Raw genomic sequence first — 22,170 nt, 5'->3', positions numbered from 1 at the left:
TTCCCGTTCTAACACCGCCTCATGCATCTTGACCGGACACCTCATATTCCAGCAGCAGATCCTCTCCCAGCCACACTGCCTCCGGCTTTTTAAGAAGAAATGCCTCCGGCGGCGCATCCACACCGGTTCCCCTCACCGGGGTCGGGGCGCCTGCCCCTCCGAAAATCTTCGGTGCAATGTAGGCCTGCACCCGGTTCACAAGCCCTGCCTTTAAAAACGACCATGCCAGCGTCCCGCCGCTCTCGACCATCACGCTGTCCACTTTTTCCTCGCCCAGCCGCTGCATCATCGCCTGCAAATCCAGTTCTCCCTCTTTTGCCGGGACACTTAAAACACGACAGCCGGCGTCCTCATATGCTTTCTTTCTTCCGGCATCCGATACCGCCGTCACAATCCAGGTCGGTGTCTCCCGCGCGGTCTGTACCACGGTCGATGAAAGCGGCGTCCGAAGCTTCGTATCTGCAATCACCCGGATCGGATTTTTCCCTCCCGGAATCCGGCAGGTCAGCTGCGGATTGTCCGCCAGCACCGTCGAAACGCCAGTCAGAATCGCCATATAACGCCCGCGGTCCTCATGCACCCGCTTCCGCGCCGCCTCGCCCGTGATCCACTGGGATTTACCCAACACCGTCGCTGTCTTTCCGTCGAGTGTCATCGCGTATTTCAGCACCGTAAACGGAAGTTTCGTCCGCATGAAATGGAAGAACACCTCATTCTGCCGTTCACACTCTCCGCGTAAAACTCCGGCCACCACTTCCAGCCCTTTTTCCCTCAGAAGCCGGATGCCGCGCCCTGCCACCACCGGATTCGGATCCGTGCAGCCGACAATCACGCGCTTCACCCCGGATGCCAGCACCGCTTCCGTACACGGCGGCTGTTTTCCGGTGTGACAGCAGGGTTCCAGCGTCACATACAAATCTGCTCCCGCCGTCTCTTCGCCTCGCTCTGCCGCATTCTTAAATGCCTCCCGTTCTGCATGAAGCTGTCCATATCGTGTATGATATCCCTCGCCGATGATGCGTCCATCCTTTACCAGCACCGCGCCGACCATCGGATTCGGATTGACCCATCCGTGCCCTTTTTCTGCCAGTGCTAACGCCTGCTTCATATATTCCCGATCCTGTAGCTGCTCACCGGGAACCTTTACATGGATTCGTTCCATCTTTTTCCCCACCTTTCCATGCAAAAAGCCCTGAAATGTGAAACACTTTTATTTTCACATCTCAGGGCTTATAATTTTTATTCCATAATATCTTTTATGATATTAATTATCGTAAATATTTTTTTCTATGCATCCTTTCTCGATGACCTTTTTCCCTTTTTTGCCATAGCGATATATATCCGCCATATCCATCATCCGGAGACCTCGTATCTGGAAGCTCTTCGGCACCGCCGTTTTTATTTACGTTTTCTCTTCTTTCATCCAGACTATACAGTCGGTTTTGGAATTGCACCAAATCATGCGCCATGCGCTCGCGGACTTTACCGCCGGTCGGGAATTACACCCTGCCCTGAAGATATCGTTATTTTGTTGTCATTCATTATCTGTATTGCATTATAGATCCAGAGAATCCGTTTGTCAATCCATTATTTTTTTCATTTATTGATTGATGACAACGTTATCTGACACACATTTTCAGCCATTTTAAGCGCCGCTTCAAGTGTCTGCTTCCACTGCTTTCCCGTTCAATTTCGCGCGCTCTACACAGCGCCCCATAATGCGCCCAATCAAAAGAAGATACACGATCACCGACACCGTCGTTCCGCCGAAATCCGATACCACTTCTGCGTAGAAAACATTTTCAACTCCCGCAAACACCGGAATCAGGAACACGCTGACCAAGTACAGCAGCTTCCGGAACATTGACAGCGAGATCGCCACCGACGGCACACCCATTCCGGTAAATCCATCCACGACCTCATACTGGACTGCCAGCGGAATAATCCCCATCGTGTAGACCCGGATCGCCCAGACGGTTAATTCCACATAGGAATCATTGCGCGTAAAGAGATAGACAAAATACCTCGCCAGCGTCCGGGAAAACAGGAACATGATGCTGCACTGCACCACCGCCAGCAATGTGATATACCTCTGTGCGCTCCGGATCCGATCCGGGCGTCCCGCGCCGAAATTGAAGCCCAGGATCGCCCCCGTTCCCGATGTAATGCCTCCGAGCGGCATCGTCACGATCAGCATAAAGCTCTGCACGATTGTCGTACAGGTCAAAAGCATATCCGACTCCGCGCCGCCATGCATCTGAATCACTGTATTAAGCGAAATGATCAGCACATTATCAAATGCGATGATCAAAAATGGCGACAGTCCCATCAACGCAATCTTACAGACTGTCTTCACCTGCGGACATTCAAATTCAAGACGCAGAAGCACGCGGTTTCCACGCAGAAAACGAAGGACAAAGACCGCCGACGCAAGCTGTGACAAAACCGTGGCAAACGCTGCCCCCGCCACGCCCATGTCAAGCACAAAAATAAACACCGGATCCAGCACAATATTCGTTACCGCGCCGAGCGCCACCGAAATCATTCCAATCCGCGCAAATCCCTGGCAGATAATAAACTGGTTCATTCCGATGGAAAGCAGTGCAAAGACCGTTCCCAGCAGATAGATCGTAAAATACGATTCCGCATACGGCAGAATCGCCTCACTCGCACCAAACCGCGTCAAAATTTCTCGTTTAAATACAAACAGAACCAACGTCAGAACCGACGACAACCCGACAATCATCCAGAAGCTGTTTGCCAGAATCTTTTTCGCTTTCTCATCCTGCCCCTCGCCCATACGGATGCTCATGAGCGGCGAGCCGCCCAGACCGACCAGATAGGCAAACGCGGAGATCAGCGTCACAATCGGTCCGCTGACGCCGACGCCCGCAAGCGCCGTCTCCCCGATCACCGGGATATTTCCAATATAGATTCGATCGACCACGCTGTAGAGCACATTGATAAACTGCGCCAGCATCGAAGGAATCGCCAGACGGAGCACCAGCCGCCGGATATCGTCCCGCCCCAAATCATTTTCTATCTTCATATGTATCCCACCTCCGTATGAAACCCGCCCTGCTGTTTTGTTTTCATGTTTTCTTAACTTTTCCTCCCAGAACTGGTTCCATGCGTGTTTCTATCGCCAGAGTCTACTCTCTCTTCTGTCGTTACTGTTCACACACGTGTGCCCAGCAACGGGATTTTGCCGATGCTGCGCATTCCAAATCGGCAAAATCTGCTGCCAGAACTGTATCGTACGGAATTTTCAGTTCAGAAAATTCCTACCTGTGAACAGTTACCCTCTGTCCTTTATACCGTCTGCCCGCCAAAATGTCAATGAGATATTCCTGATAAAAATTACCCCTTTTTTGTACAGTAAAAAGCGCCGGCACTGCAAGCAGGTCCGGCGCTTTTTACCCAATATCGGTTGCTGGTTGTCAACCGATACCGAAAAGATCCCAGCAGAAAATCTTGGACAGTTCGTAACGGAGTGTAATGCATCAAGGAATTTCGAGTAACTTGATTTGTTTTTGTTCGTCTCTGTCCGCGTTCTTCCGCGCGGGAATGATTTTCATCCGTTCAATAAGTTAATGCGCTGCATACGCATTTTATTGCACGTTAATCAAAAAAATTTTAAAAACTTTTTTTGATATAGACTATTTTATTATGAAAACCTGTTTTCGTCAAGTTTTCAGGGGTTAAATTATTACAAGTTGTTACAGGAAAATGTATTTGAGAACGAAGAGCACCGCCAGCACATACATAAGCGGAGTGATCTTCTTTGCTTTTCCTGCTGCCACATTCAAAAGCACATAAGAGATAATTCCCATGGAAATACCCTCGGAAATGCTGTAGAACAACGGCATGGCGATGATTGCCAGATATGCCGGGATTGCCTCGGTGATATTGTCCTCATCGAAACGAATTTCGGTTACAGTTCCCACCATCAGGAAGCCAACCATGATTAATGCCGGAGCCGTCGCAAAGGACGGGATCGCCGTAAAAATCGGTGCAAACAGGGTGGAAAGCAGGAACAGGAGTGCCGATACCAGGGCAGTCAGACCGGTACGTCCTCCGACTGCAACACCCGATGCAGACTCAACGAAGGTAGTCGTTGTGGAAGTACCTAATACCGCACCAAAGGAAGTTGCGATCGCATCTGCCATCAGCGCCGGACGGATACCCGGAAGACGGCCTTCCTCGTCCAGCATGTCTGCCTTGGTTGCTACACCAATTAATGTACCAAGTGTATCAAAAATATCTACAAACAGGAATGAGAAAATAACTACGATAAAATTGATAATTCCAACTGCATCGAAGTCAACGGTAAAGCATTTACCAAATGTCTCTCCCAGTTTGGAGAAATCGGTGATTCCCAGGGTCGGGAACAGGGTGTAGAAACCATTCTCTACGTCCGGTGTGTAAATGCCGGTTACCTGGCACAGCATACCGAGAATCCAGGTTCCCAGAATGCCGTACAGAATCGCGCCCTTTACACGGTAGGTGTATAAAACCGCCATGATAAACAGACCGATCAGCGCCAGCAGCGCGCAGATACCTGCGGTATGGAAATTTTCCGGGAAGCTGATGATCGTTACCAGTGTGGAAGAGTCTACTGAAAGTCCCGCATTCTGAAGACCGATAAATGCGATGAACAGACCGATACCGACGGACACACCGCGCTTTAAAGTCAACGGAATCGCATTGAATATCGCCTCGCGCACGTTTGTCAGAGACAGCACGATGAAGATCAGACCTTCTGCAAATACAGCCAGCAGTGCAACATGCCAGCTATAGCCATAGCCCGCGCACACCGTATACGCCATATACGCGTTGAGTCCCATGCCTGCGGACAGAACGAACGGCAGGTTCGCCATAAATGCCATGCAGGCAGTACCGATGAATGATGCCAGAGCCGTAGCCAGAAGCACCGCAGTCGGGTCCATGCCGGTCGATCCGAGGATGCTCGGATTAACTGCCAGAATGTACGCCATCGTCATAAAGGTCGTAATTCCAGCCATGACTTCCGTCTTTACGGTCGTCTGATGCTCGGATAGCTTAAATACTTTTTCAAACATCTTTTCTTCTCCTTGTATGTTTCATTCTATGATTCAACCGCTACAAAATCTCATGAAGCGGACGACGCACCTTTTTGCGGGTGATCTCCACCAGCCCAAGCCGCGTCATATCCACCAGGATCGTTTTGACCGGGTCACGGGAAAGCTCTTCCCCGAGCGTCCGCATCAGCGTCTCCTGATCTTCTTTCGATTCCATATCGATAAAATCCACAATAATAATACCGGAAAGATTCCTCAAGGAAAGCTGGCACGCCACCTCATGCGCCGCCTCCAGGTTGATCCTTAAGATCGTCTCGGCCGGTGTCTTCTTGCCGGTGTATTTCCCCGTATTGACATCGATAACTGTCAACGCTTCCGTAGGTTCAATCACAAGATATCCACCGGATTTCATCCAGACACGGCGATCCGATGCACTTTTAAGCACCGATTCCAGGCGGTACAGCTTCATTAATGGAAGGTTCTCATCTGTATATAGGGACAATTTCGGAACCGCCTGTTTTATGCTTTCATTTTTATCTGCCTGGGTCTGATTTTCTTTTTGTTCCTTGTCCTCTTCCTTCTCTTCCTCCAGCCATGCCTCAATCTTCTTCGCATACTCCGGCACATCTGTGATGATCTCCGAAAGGGTTCCTTTCTTCGCATCCCTAAGACTCTGGATATAGGGCGGCGTACCCTGCTCTAAAAGGCTGTAACAGGTGCGGCAGGCTGCCCGGGCAAAAAGTTCTTCCATCTGCTGTTTCAGCTTCTCCGTCTCGGCACAGAGTGTTTCGATGGAAGCCGACGCCCCGTTCGTCCGGACAATCAGTCCAAAACGCTCATCCTTATGTGTCAGAAGTTCCTCCCGCACCTTCTCTTTCCAGGCATTATCCTTGATTTTTGCCGAAAATCCGATCTGCGGTTTTCCAACCGTCAGAACCATATAGGTACCCGGAAAATTCAGACAGCAGGTCACGGACGGATCCTTGGTTTTCAGGGCGTCGCGGGACACCTGGACGAGAAGCTCGTCTCCAGCTTTTAGTTTCCGTGGACTTACTTTCTTCTCAGAATTTCCAGAATATCCGAATGAACATAGCTGGTTCAGCTCATCTGTATAAAGCGGAACCAGGTTTTCCGCCAGGCTGAAATATCCGGTTTTTCCACCGCCGAGGTCAATAAACGCGGCGTTGATGTTTTTTACCACATTTTTTACCTTGCCGATGTAAATATTCCCCAGCAGGCTTTCATCGCCAGATTCCAGCGTCAGCGACCGGCAGTGCCCGTCCGAGAGGAGCGCCGTCAGGCTTCGATCCTTCCATTTTGTCACTATTAACTGATCCAAACTCTTCGTCTCCTCTCTTTTTTACTGCCGTTCACACTTTGCGCTACCTGCAGCCGGATTTTGCTGGCGCTTCGCATTTCATCTCTTAATGAACATTGAAGCATTTACACAATCTCGCTTCCATATGCCTCCAGCGGCACATACTCCGGTGCACCCTCGGCGCCCTCGTCCGCATACAGCTCCTCGCGCTCGACCTGAATGGCAAACGGGCGGTAGGTCAGCCCCAGGCTCTCATAGAATGCCTGCAATACCTGCTCCGGCTTTCCGTTTGCCGCACTGCCCGATAAGAGACGCAGGAAGACACAGATTCCTTCCGCCTGTTTTTCCTCCTCAACCGTCTCATTTTCCAGATCCGGATACCAGTCTGCGACCATCGCCGGAACATACTCTTTCCGCTCTGCGATTCGCGCCTCACAGATCAGCGGACGCAGATCCACGGTTCTCTCGCCCTTTTTCGTCTGCTTCACAAACGGAATTGTCTCGTTTTTGCAGAATGTCAGGAATTTCCCGAAAAATTCTTCTACACTGCTGCCGTCCTCCGGTGCAAATCCCTCTTTAAACCAGAATGTGTAATCAGCAGCTGCCACCAGCGACATCGCATTCTTTGCCGTCTCCGGAAGCTCGCGGTAGCTGAGCACCTCCAGCCCCTCGGCGCTGACCTCATTTAAGCGGCGCACCATCCCGGTCGAATTTCCGCTGGAATTGACATCAATATCCACATACTCCGCATGGCTGATAAGCCCCACGCTGAGCGGAGACGCAAACGACATGATCTGGTGCGGGCTGAATCCTTCGCTATAACGGATATCCACTTCCGCCCGGCGCATCACCTTCTGGAAGTAACGCATCACGTCCAGATGACCGATAAAACGCACCGTTCCCTGTTTTTGAAATTTAATTCGTATCTTCATGACCGCTCCTTCCTCATGCCCGTTCTTCGAAACAGACTCCGCCGCCGTACTTACGGACACCACATCCCGAACAGCGCATCCGGCAGTTCGGCGTTACCGTTTCCGCCTGTGCGTTCGCCCACTCGCGTTTCAAGAAATCCTTCGTCACACCCGCGTCGATAAAATCCCACGGGAACACTTCATCAAGGCTTCGCTCACGCGTCGTATAGAAATCAATGTCCACGCCGCAGGTCTCAAACGCCTTCATCCAGATATCATTGTTGAAATACTCTGACCAGGAATCGTAGATTGCACCCTGACGGTACGCCTCTTCGATCACAGCTGCCACCCGGCGGTCGCCGCGCGCCAGAACACCTTCCAGCACGGTCACATCCGCCTCATGCCAGTTATAGCGCAGACTCTTCTTATTTAACATCTCTTTCATGCGGTGGTTGACGATGCTCGCGCGCTCCAAGAACTGCTCTTTCGTGCACATCGGCGCCCACTGGAACGGGGTAAATGGCTTCGGCACAAAGAACGAGGTGCTGGCGGTTACCTGCACCTTGCCGTGGCGCTGCTCCTTCGGAACCGTGTCATAGTACACTTCCGCCACCTTCTCCGAAAGCTCGGCAATGCCCTGCATATCTTCCACGGTCTCAGTCGGAAGTCCCAGCATGAAGTAGAGCTTTACGCGGTTCCAGCCGCCCTTGAACGCCTCGGCAGAACCATTTAAAATGTTTTCCTCGGTCAGACCCTTGTTGATAACGTTACGCAGACGCTGGGATCCCGCCTCCGGTGCAAAGGTCAGGCTGCTCTTCTTCACGTCCTGCACCTTGCTCATGACGTCGAGGGAAAATGCGTCAATACGCAGGGACGGCAGGGACACATTGACGCCCTTTCCGTCAAACTCGTCAATCAGAAAATTGACGATTCCCTCCAGCTTCGTGTAATCACTGGAGCTCAACGAACTCAGCGAAATTTCCTCATGTCCGGTGCTCTTTAACATCGTCCGGGCCAGACGTTTCAGTTCCTCCAGGCTGCGCTCGCGCACCGGGCGGTATACCATGCCCGCCTGGCAGAAACGGCATCCGCGAATACAGCCGCGCATGATCTCAAGAACCACACGATCCTGCGTCGCGCGCAGATACGGAACCACCGGCTTCTCCGGATACCAGGTATCGCTCATATCCATGACAAGCTGCTTGGAAACGGTCTGCGGCGCGTGCGGGTTGTTCGGCGTCATCGCCTCGATCGTGCCGTCCTCTTTGTATGTCACATCATAAAATCCCGGCACATAGATACCCGGAATCTGCGCCGCCTGCTCCAGAAATTCCTTCCGGCTGCCGCCGCGCGCCTTGATCTCCTTGTAGCGGTCGATCAGGTCAAAATAAACCACTTCGCCCTCGCCCATATAGAAGAGATCAAAAAACGGCGCGATCGGCTCCGGATTGTAGGTACACGGACCGCCGCCGATAACGATCGGATCCTCCTCGGTACGATCTTCTGCATGGAGCGGAATCTGTGATAATTCCAGCACCTGCAAAATATTGGTGTAGCACATTTCGTACTGGATTGTAATTCCAAGGAAGTCAAAATTTTTGATCGGATCCTGGCTTTCAACAGCAAACAGCGGAATCTTCTGCTCCCGCATGATCGGATCTAAGTCCATCCACGGGGAATAAACGCGCTCACAGTAAACGTCATCCCGGCGGTTGAACATATCATAAAGAATCTGGATGCCCAGATGGGACATACCGATCTCATACACGTCCGGAAAGCACATGGCAAACCGGACTGCTACCTTCGACGGATCCTTCTTCACCATATTCACCTCGCCGCCAATATAACGCGCCGGCTGGGAGATCTTGAGAAGGATTTCATCACTTAATGCTAATTTTCTCATAAAATTATTTTTACCTACATTTCTCATTTTTTGCGATGTGTTCATCGCTGTTTTTTAGTTCTTTTTTTGTTCTTCTCCGTAAGCGTAAAAACACAAATTCTTGTCAAGTATTTTTTTGCAGACAGTTTACATAACTTTTTTTCACTCTTACAGCAAAAAATTGTTTCTGAAATACGCACAATTCTGATTTTTCATTTTTTTACGGACAAATCTGTTGCATATGTGCAGATCAGACCGCATTATTATACGGTATTTCCCGCGTTTCCGCAACAGATTCTTTCCCGAAAGAAATTTTTCAAACTCCTATCATCGAACTTTTTATCAAGTTTTCCGAATATTCATCAAATCCAGGAACCTCAAATAACATCGGCTCGATGAGCTTTGCCGTTCCCATGACCAGTACGCTTTTCAGCGCACCAAAGTCCGGGGGCTTTTCAAAGACAGCAAGACTGACATTTTTATTCCTCTCAAGTCCTATGAACTTCTCGCCGCCTTCTGTAAAAATCCAAAACTGGCCATCATGATAGCTATATTCCAAGAGAGTACATCGCACATAGTCACCGATTCCGGCAGCTAATGCACATACTACATTGCCGTGAAGGGACTCCAGAACCTCCATTTCATTAGTTCGCTTAGCGCGAACTTCTGTATTGTCTGATTCAGAACAAAAAATACCCCGTTGGTTTTGAGGTAAATTGTTATCAGCTTACCACATATATTGTTCTTTTCAAATATTCCGCAAGCATATATAACGGAACATTTGTCAGCCAGTCTTCCTGCTTATAATTTGACATACTGCTACGAATCGCCATGCCCGGCTTATATTTATCGCAAAATGCCCTCAAACTCCTGGCACGGAGATTCTGTTCTGCCTTCACCTCAATCGGAACGCAGTCTAAATCTCCCTGCAACATAAAATCTATCTCTCCAGTTGATCGTGCTGTTGCAAAATAATAAAGCGGATATCCTGCAGCATGTAACTCCTGTGCAACATACTGTTCCGTAAGTGCCCCCTTGAATTCTTCAAAGATCCGGCTTCCCTCCAATAGAAGTCTTGCTGATAGTCCGGCCTTTGCTGTTAACAATCCCACATCGAACATGAACATTTTAAAACTGTTCATTTCCATGTACGCAATCAGTGGAATATCTGGCTTTGATACTCTATAGCTTTTCAGGATTAACCCTGCATCTTCCAACCCCTGAATTGCAAGTTCAAAATCTTTTGCCCGTGCACCCTCTCGTAGTGCTCCATACATAAACTTACGATTTTCCTTAGCCAATTGGGAAGGAATCGAATTCCAGACCATCATGATGCGCGGAACAACTTCCTTTGGCGCATGTTTGCTAAAATCCTCTTCATAGTACTGCAGAAGATTGTTTTGGATCTCACGTACCTCAAATAGATCATCGGAATCAATATATGTCTGGACTACTTCTGGCATTCCGCCCACATAATAATACTTTTTTAACAAATCCGTATATTTCCCGGCATATGCATTGATCAGTTCATAATCTTGGGACCTCAACGCTTCATGCAACCCCTTTTCACCAACTGCCAAAATGAATTCTTTGAAGCTCATAGGGCATAATTTTAAAAAATCAACTTTCCCAACAGGAAAGGATGTTCCCTGATGTAATGCAACACCGAGCAGGGAACCAGCTGCAATGATAGAATACTGCGGTGCATTCTCATAGAAATATTTTAAAGATGCCAGCGCCTTTGGTGCTTCCTGGATCTCATCAAAAATAATCAATGTATTTTCAGCCTGAAAACTCTTTCCGTACTCAATTTTGATTGCAGAAAGGATCCGCTTTAAGTCAAAGTCTAGGTCAAATACATCCTTCATTGCTTTATTATTATCAAAATTGATATAGACTGTATTTTCATAGAACCTGGCTCCAAATTCCTTCATAATCCAGGTTTTTCCGACCTGGCGCGCTCCTTGTATGATCAGCGGCTTTCTGTTCTTTTTATTCATCCATCGTTCCAGTTTCGTAAACAGCTCTCTTTCCATTAAGAAACCTCCTGCGCAACATATACATCCAAAAGCATCTGTATTCTATCTTAACACTTTTCAGGGCATATTTCCATTGCTAAACAGCATTTTTGCGGACATTATTTTATTATAAATCACATTTTTTCGATTAATATTATTATAATTCCAACATTTTTTCGGACATATTCATTCTTCCAGAAGCGCCCATTTGACGGCCTCCAGATAGACCGAAAGCGTTTCTTCTTTTTCGTGTTCCAGAAAATGGGGGAAGGTTCCGCTTGGAATACAGTTGATTTTTATAGCCATATGTAAAGTCTTTTTGTATTGCAAAAAGCTATACCATAGATATAAGGATTCCAATCAGTATGCTTCCCGCACCGTCCAAAAAACATCAAAAATAACGTTTAATTCTTGCCCATTGTTTTGAAATTTCCAAAATGGGGCGATTTTAAAAAAGTAGGTTTTGAGGTGTCCTATACAGCCTGATTGGGTAAAAAAATACCCCGTTGGCTTCCCAACGAGGCATCGAAGATTATAATGTTTTAATTTGATTTCTGATTTCAGAATGTAGATGCATTCTTGGATTTTTATTCACTTTACAGTCCAATCATATAAAATTATCCCTGGTATCACTCCAGGAATCACTGAATCAGAAACAGGCAGAATACACCGAAGATGAATTATTCTTCCATACAGAAAATAAAAATGGTCGTATTTTTCTCGAGACGACACCGGAAGAATATCTGATTCTCAGCGATCCGATTCATACAGATGACCATCAGAAAATCATCCAGGCTCTTTGCCGCCACATCGGTTACTGCAATGCCCACTCTCTAAATGCCGGTCATCCCTATGGTGCCATGCTTGATGTGGCAGATTTACGAAAAAATCATCTGGATACCTATGCTTATTTTTTCACAAAAGTTATAACAAAACCGAAAAATCACCCCTATCACTTAAAACCGGCCGGAACCTATGCAGTTGCTTACTTAATGGGAAATTACTATGACTCGAAAGACACCTACGAAAAACTCTTTGATTGGATCGATAAACACAAGTTTAAAACCGGCAAATACTCTTATAAAGAGGCTGTGATCGACGAATTGGCCACAGCCTCTCCCAGTGAATATCTGACGAAAATATCGATACAAGTGTTTTAACCCTGCCGCTTCATCGCGTTTCCTCCGCACTGCCTTTACATTTCTCATAAGCAAATAGCGCCGCTCCCAGCGCACCGCAGAGCTGCGCCTCATCACAGATATAAAGTTTAGCACCAAGCTTCTCTTCCAATGCCTGGATGATACCCTGGTTCTTCGCCACACCGCCGGTCATCATATATTCGCCTGGATGATCCTTTCCAAGGCGGGCTGCCAACGCGCCGACTTTTGAGGCAACTGACACATTTAAACCGTGGATAATATCTGCCACATCCTTATTCTGTGCCACCAGCGACACGACCTCCGACTCTGCAAACACCGTACACATGCTGGAAATCACGATATTATGCTTCCATTCCAGCCCTTTCACACTCATTTCCTCCAGGGAAAGTCCCAGCGTTTTCGCCATCATTTCCAGAAAACGTCCCGTTCCGGCGGCACATTTGTCATTCATCAGGAAATTTTTCACGGCTCCCTGCCCGTCGATGCTGATCGCCTTGATATCCTGCCCGCCAATGTCGATGATAGTGCGGACATTCGGATTCAGATAATTTGCGCCCTTGGCATGGCAGGTAATCTCCGTGATGCTGTCATCCCCGCTGTCAATGTAGGATCGTCCATATCCGGTCGTATCGATCCGCACGATCTCCTCTTTCTTAATTCCCGCTTTCTCAATCGCCAGATCCAGACTCTTCTCGGCGCTCATCATCGCACCGCCGCCGGTCGGAATAATCATCGTCGATTTAATTTTTCCATCCTGATCCAGTATGACCACATCCGTACTTGTCGAACCGCTGTCAATTCCCGCTACATAAAAAATGCCCGACTCCATCTTCTTTCTTGCCTCCTCACTGATACCTTTTCCCGGATCCATATCCTCTGATCCCTCGATTGTCTCCTCAAATGCCTGAATGCGCGTCAAAAGCTGCCCCGCGCTCTGGCTCGTAAAATCAGTCTCAATCTTAAGGAGCGGAACCTTGATATCCCGCTTGATACTCGCATACTCAAATCCATAATAATCACAGAACTTGATCGTGTGATAAATAATTCCCTTTAAATTCGGATCCAGATACAGACGGTTTCTGCGGATCGAACGGTTCATGCGGAAACACGGCATCTGTCCCAGCAGGACGTCCGCGTAAGAAAGAAACAGCTCCTCTTCCTCCATATTCCACATTTCATCCTGTACGACCGACAGTTTCCGACCACCCGTACAGGTCAGATTTTCCACATCCATCTGGATATTGTCCCGGATCATATCCTCCAGAATGCCGCTGACCCGCACGCCCAGCACACCAATGTACGGCTCCGTGTTCATTTCCGGCGTAATAAAGGACTTGATAAAAGCGCGTTTATCAAACACTTTCCCGGAATATGCCTCATATGCCTTTTTAAGCCTCCGGATCGTACCCGCAAATTTCACTTTTTCACATTCATTATCATCATGCGGCAGATCCAGCATATATAAAAACTTACATTTTCCCGTGCTCTCCACGATATCGTAAACGCGCCGCATCGAATCGCAGCAGTTTACCAGCACCAGCTGTTCAACCTTTCCTTCCAGCACTGCCTGAATGACCGATTTTCCAAAGCCGCACAGATTTGCATGTGCAATCTGATCCGACTGTTCGAAATTTTCCGGCATTTCCTCCAAAACAGAACATTCTTCTCCAAACCCCCGGAACAGCTCGATCGGGGTGTACTTACAGACGTAATAAATCATGCGTGTTTCTCCTCCTTGCCCTTTTCCAGCATTTCCACAAACGCCTGAAGCCGCGTCGATACCTGACCGTCGCTGGTATTGGCGGGGTTGCAGCCGTCACCGTCGAGAATCATCGTCGGAAGTCCTGTCTTTTCTAAGGACTGCTTAATCAGGCTGGATGCACCGATCGTTCCCTTACAGCCCCAGTGGGCAAATAAAACAGCACCATCCGATTCCGTGATTCTGGCAAGTCGTTCCGCTTTCTCAATTCTCTGTTTCACACTGCCGTTGTAAATGCAGTAGACCATTTTCTCTGCCATCGCCTCATACGGGTCTTCCGCATGCATCTCCTGAAAACCATCTGCGATGAAATCACAAGCGCGGATGTGCATTTTCTTACTATAATTAAAAATATCCTTAACCGGCTCCTGTAAAAATGGCATGATGTGCATCCAGATTACCGAAAGACCATCTCCCCTCGGTGACATCCGCACATCGCGCAGAAGTTTTTCCGTATAGGTAACCGCCGTCTCTGAGCCAGCCATCAGATGGCACATAAAAAGCGCATACAATTCATTCGTCAGAGAGGTCACCGGGTCATGCGCACACCGCAGGGCAAGCTGTTTTTTATAATTCGCCGCCGCTTTCCGGCTGTTATCTACCGCACTCCGCACTGTTTCCTCCGAAATCCGTCTGTCCGTCGTCTCCTCCAGAAACCGTTTCAATTTCCGCAGCTGATCCGCCACATACAGAACCGATTCCCGGTTTTTCTCATACGGAACATCAATATAAAAGCCTGGACATTCAAATTTATCCTTTAAATACGGAAACGTCATCATATTTCCATCACACGCAAGGTTCGTATAAATCATGCAGTTCGGTTTTGGCAGAATCCCCGTCAGCGCCGCCCCCAGAAACACCCTGTGGTACGAACACATCGTCTCCGGAAATCCTTCTTCCTCCGTTTTCCGAAGAAACGTCTGCTCACACTTCGTTCCCGCCATAAAACAGGACATCGCCTCCACTGAGTACGGCGTCAGCCCTGCCGCCATCACCAGCTCTCCCGGCACAAATATGCTGACCATCGCCGCATTCTCCGGTTCCGACAGCGACTGAATGATATTTTTCATAACCACCCGCGCCACATACTGTCCCGACGACGGCAGTCCCCGATCCGGCAAAAACTGAAGCTTCTTTTCCTGCAGGCGGTATCCCGCAAGAAGCAGCCGACGCGCTTTTTCCGGATCCTTAAGCGCCTGGCTGCTCACCCTATTTCCAAATTTTTCAATTACATCCATTGTTCTTTCTTCCATTCTTTTAAGTTCATTTTTCTGTCATATCGCCCTGATGCAGATGGATATGGTTCCGCGCCTTTGCAGACAAACGGGCATTCTTTATTATAGTCAGTTGGATGGGAATTGTAAATATATCGGATATGAAACGCGAAACAGAGGGGGGAAGAACTTTACACCTGTGATAAAATCATCTATATTTCAAAAAACTGAGCAAACAACCACCTATCATTTCCCACAAATTCTGGTGACCTTCAAGATGCAGCAGTGAAGTTTTCTATACGAAAAAACAACCTTATGGCTTCATATGTTGAAATCATAAGGTTGTTCTTATCTTCCCAAACTTTAGATTTTAGGAAAAACACCCCCGCTTACGCGGGGAATACATCTGATCCATCGTCAACCATTCCGGTTTTTCGGGATCACCCCCGCTTGCGCGGGGAATACGGCAAACTTCCGGTTCCGCTGATTGTACCGGTAGGATCACCCCCGCTTGCGCGGGGAATACTCATGGTCGGCGCCTTGACGTCCTTGTAATAGGGGATCACCCCCGCTTGCGCGGGGAATACGCCGTGATATCCAGACGTTAAAGAATCTCGGAAGGATCGCCCCCGCTTGCGCGGGGAATACAACTCCTGTTTGTATAAATCTATGTCTCCCACAGGATCACCCCCGCTTGCGCAGGGAATACCGTGTGTCCGTTGTCTCCTCTGTCCTGTCGTAGGGATTACCCCCGCTTGCGCGGGGAATACTTTTGCCTTTTAAAATCAAGGTATCCGGAGCAGGGATCACCCCCGCTTGCGCGGGGAATACCCCTTTATCGTTCCCAGTAATAGCCGCCGTCCGGGATCACCCCCGCTTGCGCGGGGAATACCTCAATTTATTGAAGATAAAAACGTTTCATTAAGGATCACCCCCGCTTGCGCGGGGAATACTACTACGATCTGACCCTCGGAGAGGGCGGTGTAGGATCACCCCCGCTTGCGCGGGGAATACCGGCATCCAGTAACGTATCCCGCGTGCTGTGTAGGATCACCCCCGCTTGCGCGGGGAATACCTACTCTGAGTTTATTTTTTTACATGCAAAATGGGATCACCCCCGCTTGCGCGGGGAATACTCCGGTCTGTTTGCTTTGTGCGGCTGCCCTCAAGGATCACCCCCGCTTGCGCGGGGAATACTATTGATTTCTTCAATAACCATTGCAGTATTAGGGATCACCCCCGCTTGCGCGGGGAATACAAATCTGTGCGATCCAACCATACCCGGATTCAGGGATCACCCCCGCTTGCGCGGGGAATACGGGTATTGTGCTGCCAATGTCGGATACAGTACAGGATCACCCCCGCTTGCGCGGGGAATACCTCCTATGCTCTACGGCAAAGTTATAATTAAAGGGATCACCCCCGCTTGCGCGGGGAATACGCCATTACATACAGTGACGACCTCACCGGGACAGGATCACCCCCGCTTGCGCGGGGAATACTATGAGTGCCAACTGCAAATTGCCAGTGATACAGGATCACCCCCGCTTGCGCGGGGAATACTTCTAACTACACCGCTATTAGTTGTGTAAACAAGGATCACCCCCGCTTGCGCGGGGAATACAACGTGTACGATTGGACGATATTCCTTTAACGGGGATCACCCCCGCTTGCGCGGGGAATACCTGCTTTCTTTAAATTTAAGTTTAAAACTAATAGGATCACCCCCGCTTGCGCGGGGAATACAACACTCACTGTTGATATTAACGGTAATGTTTAGGATCACCCCCGCTTGCGCGGGGAATACGTAAACTTTCAATCGTTGTGGCTGCTAAGTTTGGGATCACCCCCGCTTGCGCGGGGAATACGGCGTAAATTACTATTACTTTACTAAATCACAGGGATCACCCCCGCTTGCGCGGGGAATACCAAACTGTAATTAAAAAACGCTGTCTAAACTCAGGATCACCCCCGCTTGCGCGGGGAATACACTAAAAAAATCCCTTATTTACAACCTTTTCCCGATCTCCATCTCTAAATTTCATTTAGTTTCTCAAACACCTGAAATGTTGTGATGCAATCACTTAATGCCCTATGTTCCTCCTCAACTTTTATCTGGAAATAGTCTGCTAGTGCATGCAGCTTATAATCATCAATATCATCGATTCGTCTTCTCGCAAGATCTAATGTATCTTTTGCCGGATTTTTTAGATTCATACGATTGGTCTTTCGACAAGCTTCCTTTAAAAAGCTGCGATCAAATGCGATGTTATGACCCACTATTGTACTTTGTCCAATAAATTCACAAAACTTCTCTATCGCTGAAGAAAGAACCATCCCCTTTTCCTCAAGAATCTCCTCTGTAATCCCCGTAAGTTCAGTAATTACTTTTGGAACACCTTTTTCTGCTTTCACTAGAATCTCCAATTGGTCTGCAATTTTGTGGTTAATGATTCTAATCGCCGCCAACTCAATAATCTCATCTGATGAACTATTTAATCCTGTTGTCTCTAAATCAATTACCACATAACCTTCATGTCGTTCTTTATATGTTTGAGATTGCTTTTTCTTAAGCAACATCTGTTGTACTTCTGCCCGACTTGAACGCGCTTTTGTTTCACATCGTCCCTGCTCTGGCCGCATAACCAATTGTATTCCATCAAAATCCACAGGTTTCCAGGATGAGTTGTGCACACAGAATTCCATTCCCTGTTCATTATTAGTACTATATACCATTGTTGCCCGTCCCTGCGACAGATTCTCACAGATTCGCGTCCAAAGCATTTCTCGAATTCTTGCGCTCACCTTTCCAACATATACTCCTGTATTGATCTCCATAAGCCACTTCGTAAGATCTCCGCGCAATTTAGATGGGCAATCAGTCAGCGTTACAACTACCATTATTCACCTTCTTCAAGATCGTCTCCATACGAATGCCCATTCTCAACTTCCCCGACTTTGTTATCCCACAAATATACTGCATCTGAATCCTCTGCTTCTCCTTCTTTGGCAAACAAAGATTTGATATCATGCACCATTTGTTTCAGAATATTCATTTTTACCATTTTATCTCTGGTTTTTCTCCGCATTACAGACGGAATTTCTTCCTTGGAAATCGTTGCAGCCACCTCAAACGCTAACGGAATCGTGATATCTGCCTTATATAAATCTGCAATATCATATACAAATGAGTTTTCATGTCCAACATGTACAAATCCCAATCCCGGAGAGCACCCTAACGCAACAATTACCGCATGTGCCAAGCCATAAAGACATGCATGGCCGGCAGATAATGCCTGGTTAACAGAATCTCCACTTGTAAAATCATCTGGATCGTATTCACGCCCATTCCAAGGCACATTCCACTCTTTTGATGCTTTTTTATATACGGCGCGAATTCGCGCTCCCTCCCGCCCTCTTAACTGCTGAAGTGTAAGGCGGGAAACATCTTCTTTGGGAAATCGCATGGAATACATCTGCCTCACAATATTTAAATGCATTCTTGTATTACCGACTAATTCTGCCTGTCTCTGCAATAAAGCTGCACGGTGGGTAAGTGGGCGGCCCGATGCGTAATAACGCACCCCATGTTCTCCCACCCATATCACTGTGACCCCAGCGTCTCCGATTAACTCCATTGCCCGATGAGTAATCTTTGTTCCAGGTCCCAGCATAATCACACTGATTGCTGCTGCCGGTACAAAAACGGTTCCTCTATCATCTGCGACTGTAATTGCACTATCCTGTCGATTTAGGACACATCTTTCCAGATAAAGGAACGTCAGACGATCTGCAACCTGCGGCAGCATCTGGATTTCCGGCCGTATCATTCCAGGAATATTTGTCATACTGTTCCCTTCTCCATATGTACCAATGTCATAAGACCTACTCCATATGCCTTTTCACGTCCAATACCGTCTATCAGCATTTTTCGTACTTTCTCTTCATCCACTATTTTTAAAATACCTTCATATGTTACAGACAGCATACTAACCTGATTCTTTCCAGAAGCCTTATTAAAATGGTACCATTTAGATTCCCTAATCTCAAAAGAATCTTCACTCACTGCAAAACCATGCAGTTTACCCTGTTTTATAAGCCATTTTCGCTGATTATCTGCTGTAGTATGTGCACAAATTCTACCTCTTTGATCCTTTCCCACAGCTTTCTGGTATGTTGGATTTGCCGTCAAACGAAAATGCCACCATGTATCAGCTTTGATTTTTTCCAGAAAAGGATCATACCCTTTTGTCACACATTCTTCACCTTCTGGTGCAAATTGACTTACTGCTTCTGAGAGATCCGGTTTTTCCCGGCTTAGAATAAGCAAATAATACTTACTATTAAGCCGATCGATTCTCCATAGCTTTCTATGACGAACTGCTTCTGTCATATCAAACGAAGCCTCAACGGCTCCATGAAACAGGTTTGGCGAGCTCAATGCCCGCAATGTTTTCCTTTTAGTCACATCCAATGTCATTCTACTTAAATACAAACCAATCACCCCAATTCTGCCATTGGATCATGGCATTGAAGCGGTTCTCGCACCGCCCGATATTTCTCCGTCACTTTTCGAAACGTATATTTTCTGTGCTCTGGATTGTAGGATATCGGAAGATCCTTAACAATATTTCCGTCTTCTCCTTCTTTTGCATCCATTACTATGCGTACTGTTTCAGTTGATTCATTCCGAAATGCTTCTTCAAGCAAAGCTTCTTCCAATTCCAATTTTCTGATACCAAGGCATAATCTTCCGGTCGGCGGACACGATCTTCGTCCCAGATATAACGGAAACACTGGATTCAATAATGCATATTCGATCTTTTTCAAAAGTTCTTCATCCACACTTTCAAAACCTACCAGAAATTCTGCATCCGCAAGATAATAGCGATTTGTGACATATGGTTCTCCCTTTTTTGGTCGTACCATGTGAAAATCACGCACAAAATGCCCCTCTTTATCCACACGCACACCAAATCGCAGTGTTGCTAACTGGCTCACCATATCATCATCATCTCTCTTAATTCCAAGTGCTGCACAGATAAGTCCGATCACCCCGCTTTTACTGGGTTCCCGCCCTGTCCGACGAATATCAAACTTTGAATCAATTCCCCATGATTGAAGTGGTGCTGCCAACCGAAGCAGCAATGTACTCATTATTTCGTCACCTCTTCCAGAGCATTCAAAACCTGTTTTTCTAGTTCATCTAATAATTTTGTCAGATTCATTGTTGTCGCAAGCGACTCCAACTCTCTTCCCACTGCAAATGCCATTTCCGGCTCATTTACATAATCTTCATAAGATTCTTTTGCATAATCAACCAATGCCTTTATTGACTGCTCCACATATCCACCCTTTGTGGTAACTGGTTTTTCAAAAGCGCCTGCCATATTAACCGGCTGATCTCTGCGAACCGTCACATAAACAGCATCCGGACGTGTTCTGTTTGCAAATGTATTTTGTTTTCCTGTCGGCATACTGGTGATAAATGCCTCTGCAAAATTTTTAACCGCTTTCGGAGTATCTCCTCCCAAATAGTTTGCAAGTTCTGCCGCATTCACAGTCGCATAACGATATAAGGTAGATGAATTATACTCTACTGTACCAAGATGTCCTGCCCCGGAATTATCTTCCGATGTACAATCATCAACAGCTGTAAAGTAATCATACTCATTATGTACAGCATGTGTTGATATGGCATGGGCCACTTGTGCCGTTGCGTCGTAATTCAAGGATGGTTCATCTGCCACCATGCGGCCAAACAAAGCAAGATCAACTGACGGGTAGTTTTTTAATGCCTCCTGCAATTCCTTTTTATCCTCTTTTTCAAATTTTCCATCCGGATGAGCAATTGCCAGTTCTGCCAATTTTTCAATTTGTTTTGCACTAATAAAAAACAGAGCTCCTGTTTCTGCTTTTCCATTTTTTTCTGTTAATTTAATTCCGGCTGCTTCTAATACCTTTTTTGCCAATTTTTCAGCACTCTGAATTTCCGAATCCAACTCAGATATTTTCTTTGCAAGCAGATCTACAATTTTCTTTGTTCGAATTCCCTTTTCTTCTTCTGTATACATATCAGCAAACATAAGGCGCATTGCACGTTTCCAGGATTGACTTGAAACTCTTGCTCTGGTTACACCACCATAAATCGCTGTCTTGGGGCTGCCTGTATCATCACGATTTACGCAGCTCGGCGGAAGTGTTTGAATTACATGAAGATCAATATACAAATTTTTACTCATTTTCTTTTTCCTCCTCTTCCTGTTTTACTACTCGATAAAAATCCTGTCCCCAGCGAAGCTTAACCTTCTGGGCGCCATTCTCCGTTTGAAATTGATATAGGTCATATGCTAGCTGAATATAATCCATCGGCACTCCCTTTGCCCGCAGAAGCTGCACTAATCCTCGAAGATAATACGCACATTCTTCAATATCCGCCGATGTTGCAAAAACGGTAAATCGTTTTCGAATTCGTGTCAGTTCTGATTCATCCTGCAAAGCCGCCAATTTTCTAACTGCCTTTCCTAATGGTTGCTGTTCGCTATGCATGTTTTTTTGGTGAATATCACTTCCCTGCTGATGCAGAGCATACATACATAACGAAAGAGATACCGCCCACTCAGCCCAACTAGGCTCTCCATTTCTGCTCATCAATTCTTCCGGAAATCTGTTAAATAAAAGTTCCCACATTTCTGGAACCTCTCCGGGCTTTTTTCCGATTCCATGACGAAGCTGTGCCAATTCTCCTTTGACGCGTGCATCATTTGGCTCATTCTCCCATTGTTTCAGGCGCATGGCCATACACTTTCTGACCATCTGTCCCTGGTTTCCCATATAATCCCTCCTTG

18 protein-coding genes, 1 CRISPR repeat array and 1 riboswitch are annotated in these 22,170 nt (G+C 47.2%); of the genes, 1 reads left to right on the top strand and 17 read right to left on the bottom strand.

What is annotated here, in order from left to right:
* Window positions 1-19 precede the first annotated feature (19 nt).
* From ribD to DWX68_RS14715, 9 genes are all read right to left on the bottom strand, one after another.
* Window positions 20-1,162, bottom strand: a complete 1,143-nt coding sequence (ribD, locus tag DWX68_RS10955) for a bifunctional diaminohydroxyphosphoribosylaminopyrimidine deaminase/5-amino-6-(5-phosphoribosylamino)uracil reductase RibD (protein ID WP_118467254.1) — start codon at window positions 1,160-1,162, stop codon at window positions 20-22.
* A 245-nt stretch (window positions 1,163-1,407) separates the two neighbouring features.
* Window positions 1,408-1,523, bottom strand: a riboswitch (FMN riboswitch).
* 134 nt (window positions 1,524-1,657) lie between these two features.
* Window positions 1,658-3,049: an MATE family efflux transporter gene (locus DWX68_RS10950; RefSeq protein WP_118629475.1), complete on the bottom strand. Its 1,392-nt coding sequence runs from the start codon at window positions 3,047-3,049 to the stop codon at window positions 1,658-1,660.
* Window positions 3,050-3,719: 670 nt separating this feature from the next.
* Window positions 3,720-5,081, bottom strand: a complete 1,362-nt coding sequence (locus DWX68_RS10945; RefSeq protein ID WP_022359656.1) for an NCS2 family permease — start codon at window positions 5,079-5,081, stop codon at window positions 3,720-3,722.
* 40 nt (window positions 5,082-5,121) lie between these two features.
* The gene (locus tag DWX68_RS10940; protein ID WP_118629473.1) at window positions 5,122-6,399 is read right to left on the bottom strand and encodes a ribonuclease E/G; all 1,278 of its coding nucleotides are present in this window, start codon (window positions 6,397-6,399) and stop codon (window positions 5,122-5,124) included.
* A gap of 104 nt (window positions 6,400-6,503) precedes the next feature.
* Window positions 6,504-7,310: a TIGR03936 family radical SAM-associated protein gene (locus tag DWX68_RS10935; protein ID WP_118471964.1), complete on the bottom strand. Its 807-nt coding sequence runs from the start codon at window positions 7,308-7,310 to the stop codon at window positions 6,504-6,506.
* A 13-nt stretch (window positions 7,311-7,323) separates the two neighbouring features.
* Entirely contained in the window at window positions 7,324-9,192 is a 1,869-nt protein-coding gene (locus DWX68_RS10930; protein WP_118629523.1) for a TIGR03960 family B12-binding radical SAM protein, read from the bottom strand.
* Between the two features lie 295 nt (window positions 9,193-9,487).
* Window positions 9,488-9,811 carry a pyridoxamine 5'-phosphate oxidase family protein gene (locus DWX68_RS10925; RefSeq protein ID WP_118467244.1) on the bottom strand — a complete coding sequence of 108 codons (324 nt, stop codon included), beginning with the start codon at window positions 9,809-9,811 and terminating at the stop codon, window positions 9,488-9,490.
* A gap of 82 nt (window positions 9,812-9,893) precedes the next feature.
* The gene (locus DWX68_RS10920) at window positions 9,894-11,207 is read right to left on the bottom strand and encodes an AAA family ATPase (protein ID WP_118629471.1); all 1,314 of its coding nucleotides are present in this window, start codon (window positions 11,205-11,207) and stop codon (window positions 9,894-9,896) included.
* 662 nt (window positions 11,208-11,869) lie between these two features.
* Window positions 11,870-12,019, bottom strand: a complete 150-nt coding sequence (locus DWX68_RS14715) for a hypothetical protein (RefSeq protein ID WP_181357220.1) — start codon at window positions 12,017-12,019, stop codon at window positions 11,870-11,872.
* Here DWX68_RS14715 and DWX68_RS10915 point away from each other — a divergent pair.
* Window positions 11,951-12,349 carry a GyrI-like domain-containing protein gene (locus DWX68_RS10915; RefSeq protein ID WP_347475192.1) on the top strand — a complete coding sequence of 133 codons (399 nt, stop codon included), beginning with the start codon at window positions 11,951-11,953 and terminating at the stop codon, window positions 12,347-12,349. The two genes, DWX68_RS14715 and DWX68_RS10915, sit on opposite strands and share 69 nt — an antisense overlap.
* 10 nt (window positions 12,350-12,359) lie before the next feature.
* Here DWX68_RS10915 and DWX68_RS10910 read toward each other — a convergent pair whose 3' ends face one another.
* The 8 genes from DWX68_RS10910 to casB form a co-directional block, all read right to left on the bottom strand.
* A complete protein-coding gene (locus DWX68_RS10910; RefSeq protein ID WP_118471956.1) occupies window positions 12,360-14,069 on the bottom strand; it encodes an acyl-CoA dehydratase activase in 1,710 nt (569 codons plus the stop codon).
* On the bottom strand, window positions 14,066-15,361 hold the full coding sequence (locus DWX68_RS10905; RefSeq protein WP_243027718.1) for a 2-hydroxyacyl-CoA dehydratase family protein: 1,296 nt from the start codon (window positions 15,359-15,361) through the stop codon (window positions 14,066-14,068). Before DWX68_RS10905 ends, DWX68_RS10910 begins: the two co-directional genes overlap by 4 nt.
* A 337-nt stretch (window positions 15,362-15,698) precedes the next feature.
* A CRISPR array of direct repeats spans window positions 15,699-17,312; the repeat unit is 28 nt; unit sequence GGATCACCCCCGCTTGCGCGGGGAATAC.
* Window positions 17,313-17,356: 44 nt separating this feature from the next.
* Entirely contained in the window at window positions 17,357-18,223 is an 867-nt protein-coding gene (cas2e, locus tag DWX68_RS10900) for a type I-E CRISPR-associated endoribonuclease Cas2e (protein WP_118629467.1), read from the bottom strand.
* Window positions 18,223-19,170: a type I-E CRISPR-associated endonuclease Cas1e gene (gene cas1e / locus DWX68_RS10895; RefSeq protein ID WP_118629465.1), complete on the bottom strand. Its 948-nt coding sequence runs from the start codon at window positions 19,168-19,170 to the stop codon at window positions 18,223-18,225. The genes cas2e and cas1e overlap by 1 nt, the downstream gene beginning before the upstream one ends.
* The gene (cas6e, locus tag DWX68_RS10890) at window positions 19,167-19,826 is read right to left on the bottom strand and encodes a type I-E CRISPR-associated protein Cas6/Cse3/CasE (protein WP_118629463.1); all 660 of its coding nucleotides are present in this window, start codon (window positions 19,824-19,826) and stop codon (window positions 19,167-19,169) included. The genes cas1e and cas6e overlap by 4 nt, the downstream gene beginning before the upstream one ends.
* Window positions 19,823-20,479, bottom strand: a complete 657-nt coding sequence (cas5e, locus tag DWX68_RS10885; protein ID WP_118629461.1) for a type I-E CRISPR-associated protein Cas5/CasD — start codon at window positions 20,477-20,479, stop codon at window positions 19,823-19,825. Before cas5e ends, cas6e begins: the two co-directional genes overlap by 4 nt.
* Window positions 20,479-21,564: a type I-E CRISPR-associated protein Cas7/Cse4/CasC gene (cas7e, locus tag DWX68_RS10880; RefSeq protein WP_118629459.1), complete on the bottom strand. Its 1,086-nt coding sequence runs from the start codon at window positions 21,562-21,564 to the stop codon at window positions 20,479-20,481. Before cas7e ends, cas5e begins: the two co-directional genes overlap by 1 nt.
* Window positions 21,557-22,156, bottom strand: coding sequence for a type I-E CRISPR-associated protein Cse2/CasB (gene casB, locus DWX68_RS10875; RefSeq protein ID WP_118629457.1), 600 nt, complete (start codon window positions 22,154-22,156; stop codon window positions 21,557-21,559). Before casB ends, cas7e begins: the two co-directional genes overlap by 8 nt.
* Window positions 22,157-22,170: the final 14 nt, after the last annotated feature.

Origin of the sequence: Clostridium sp. AF20-7, from assembly GCF_003479275.1 — a bacterium.
Lineage (GTDB): Bacteria > Bacillota > Clostridia > Lachnospirales > Lachnospiraceae > Otoolea > Otoolea fessa.
This window is presented reverse-complemented; position numbering and strand designations above follow the sequence as displayed.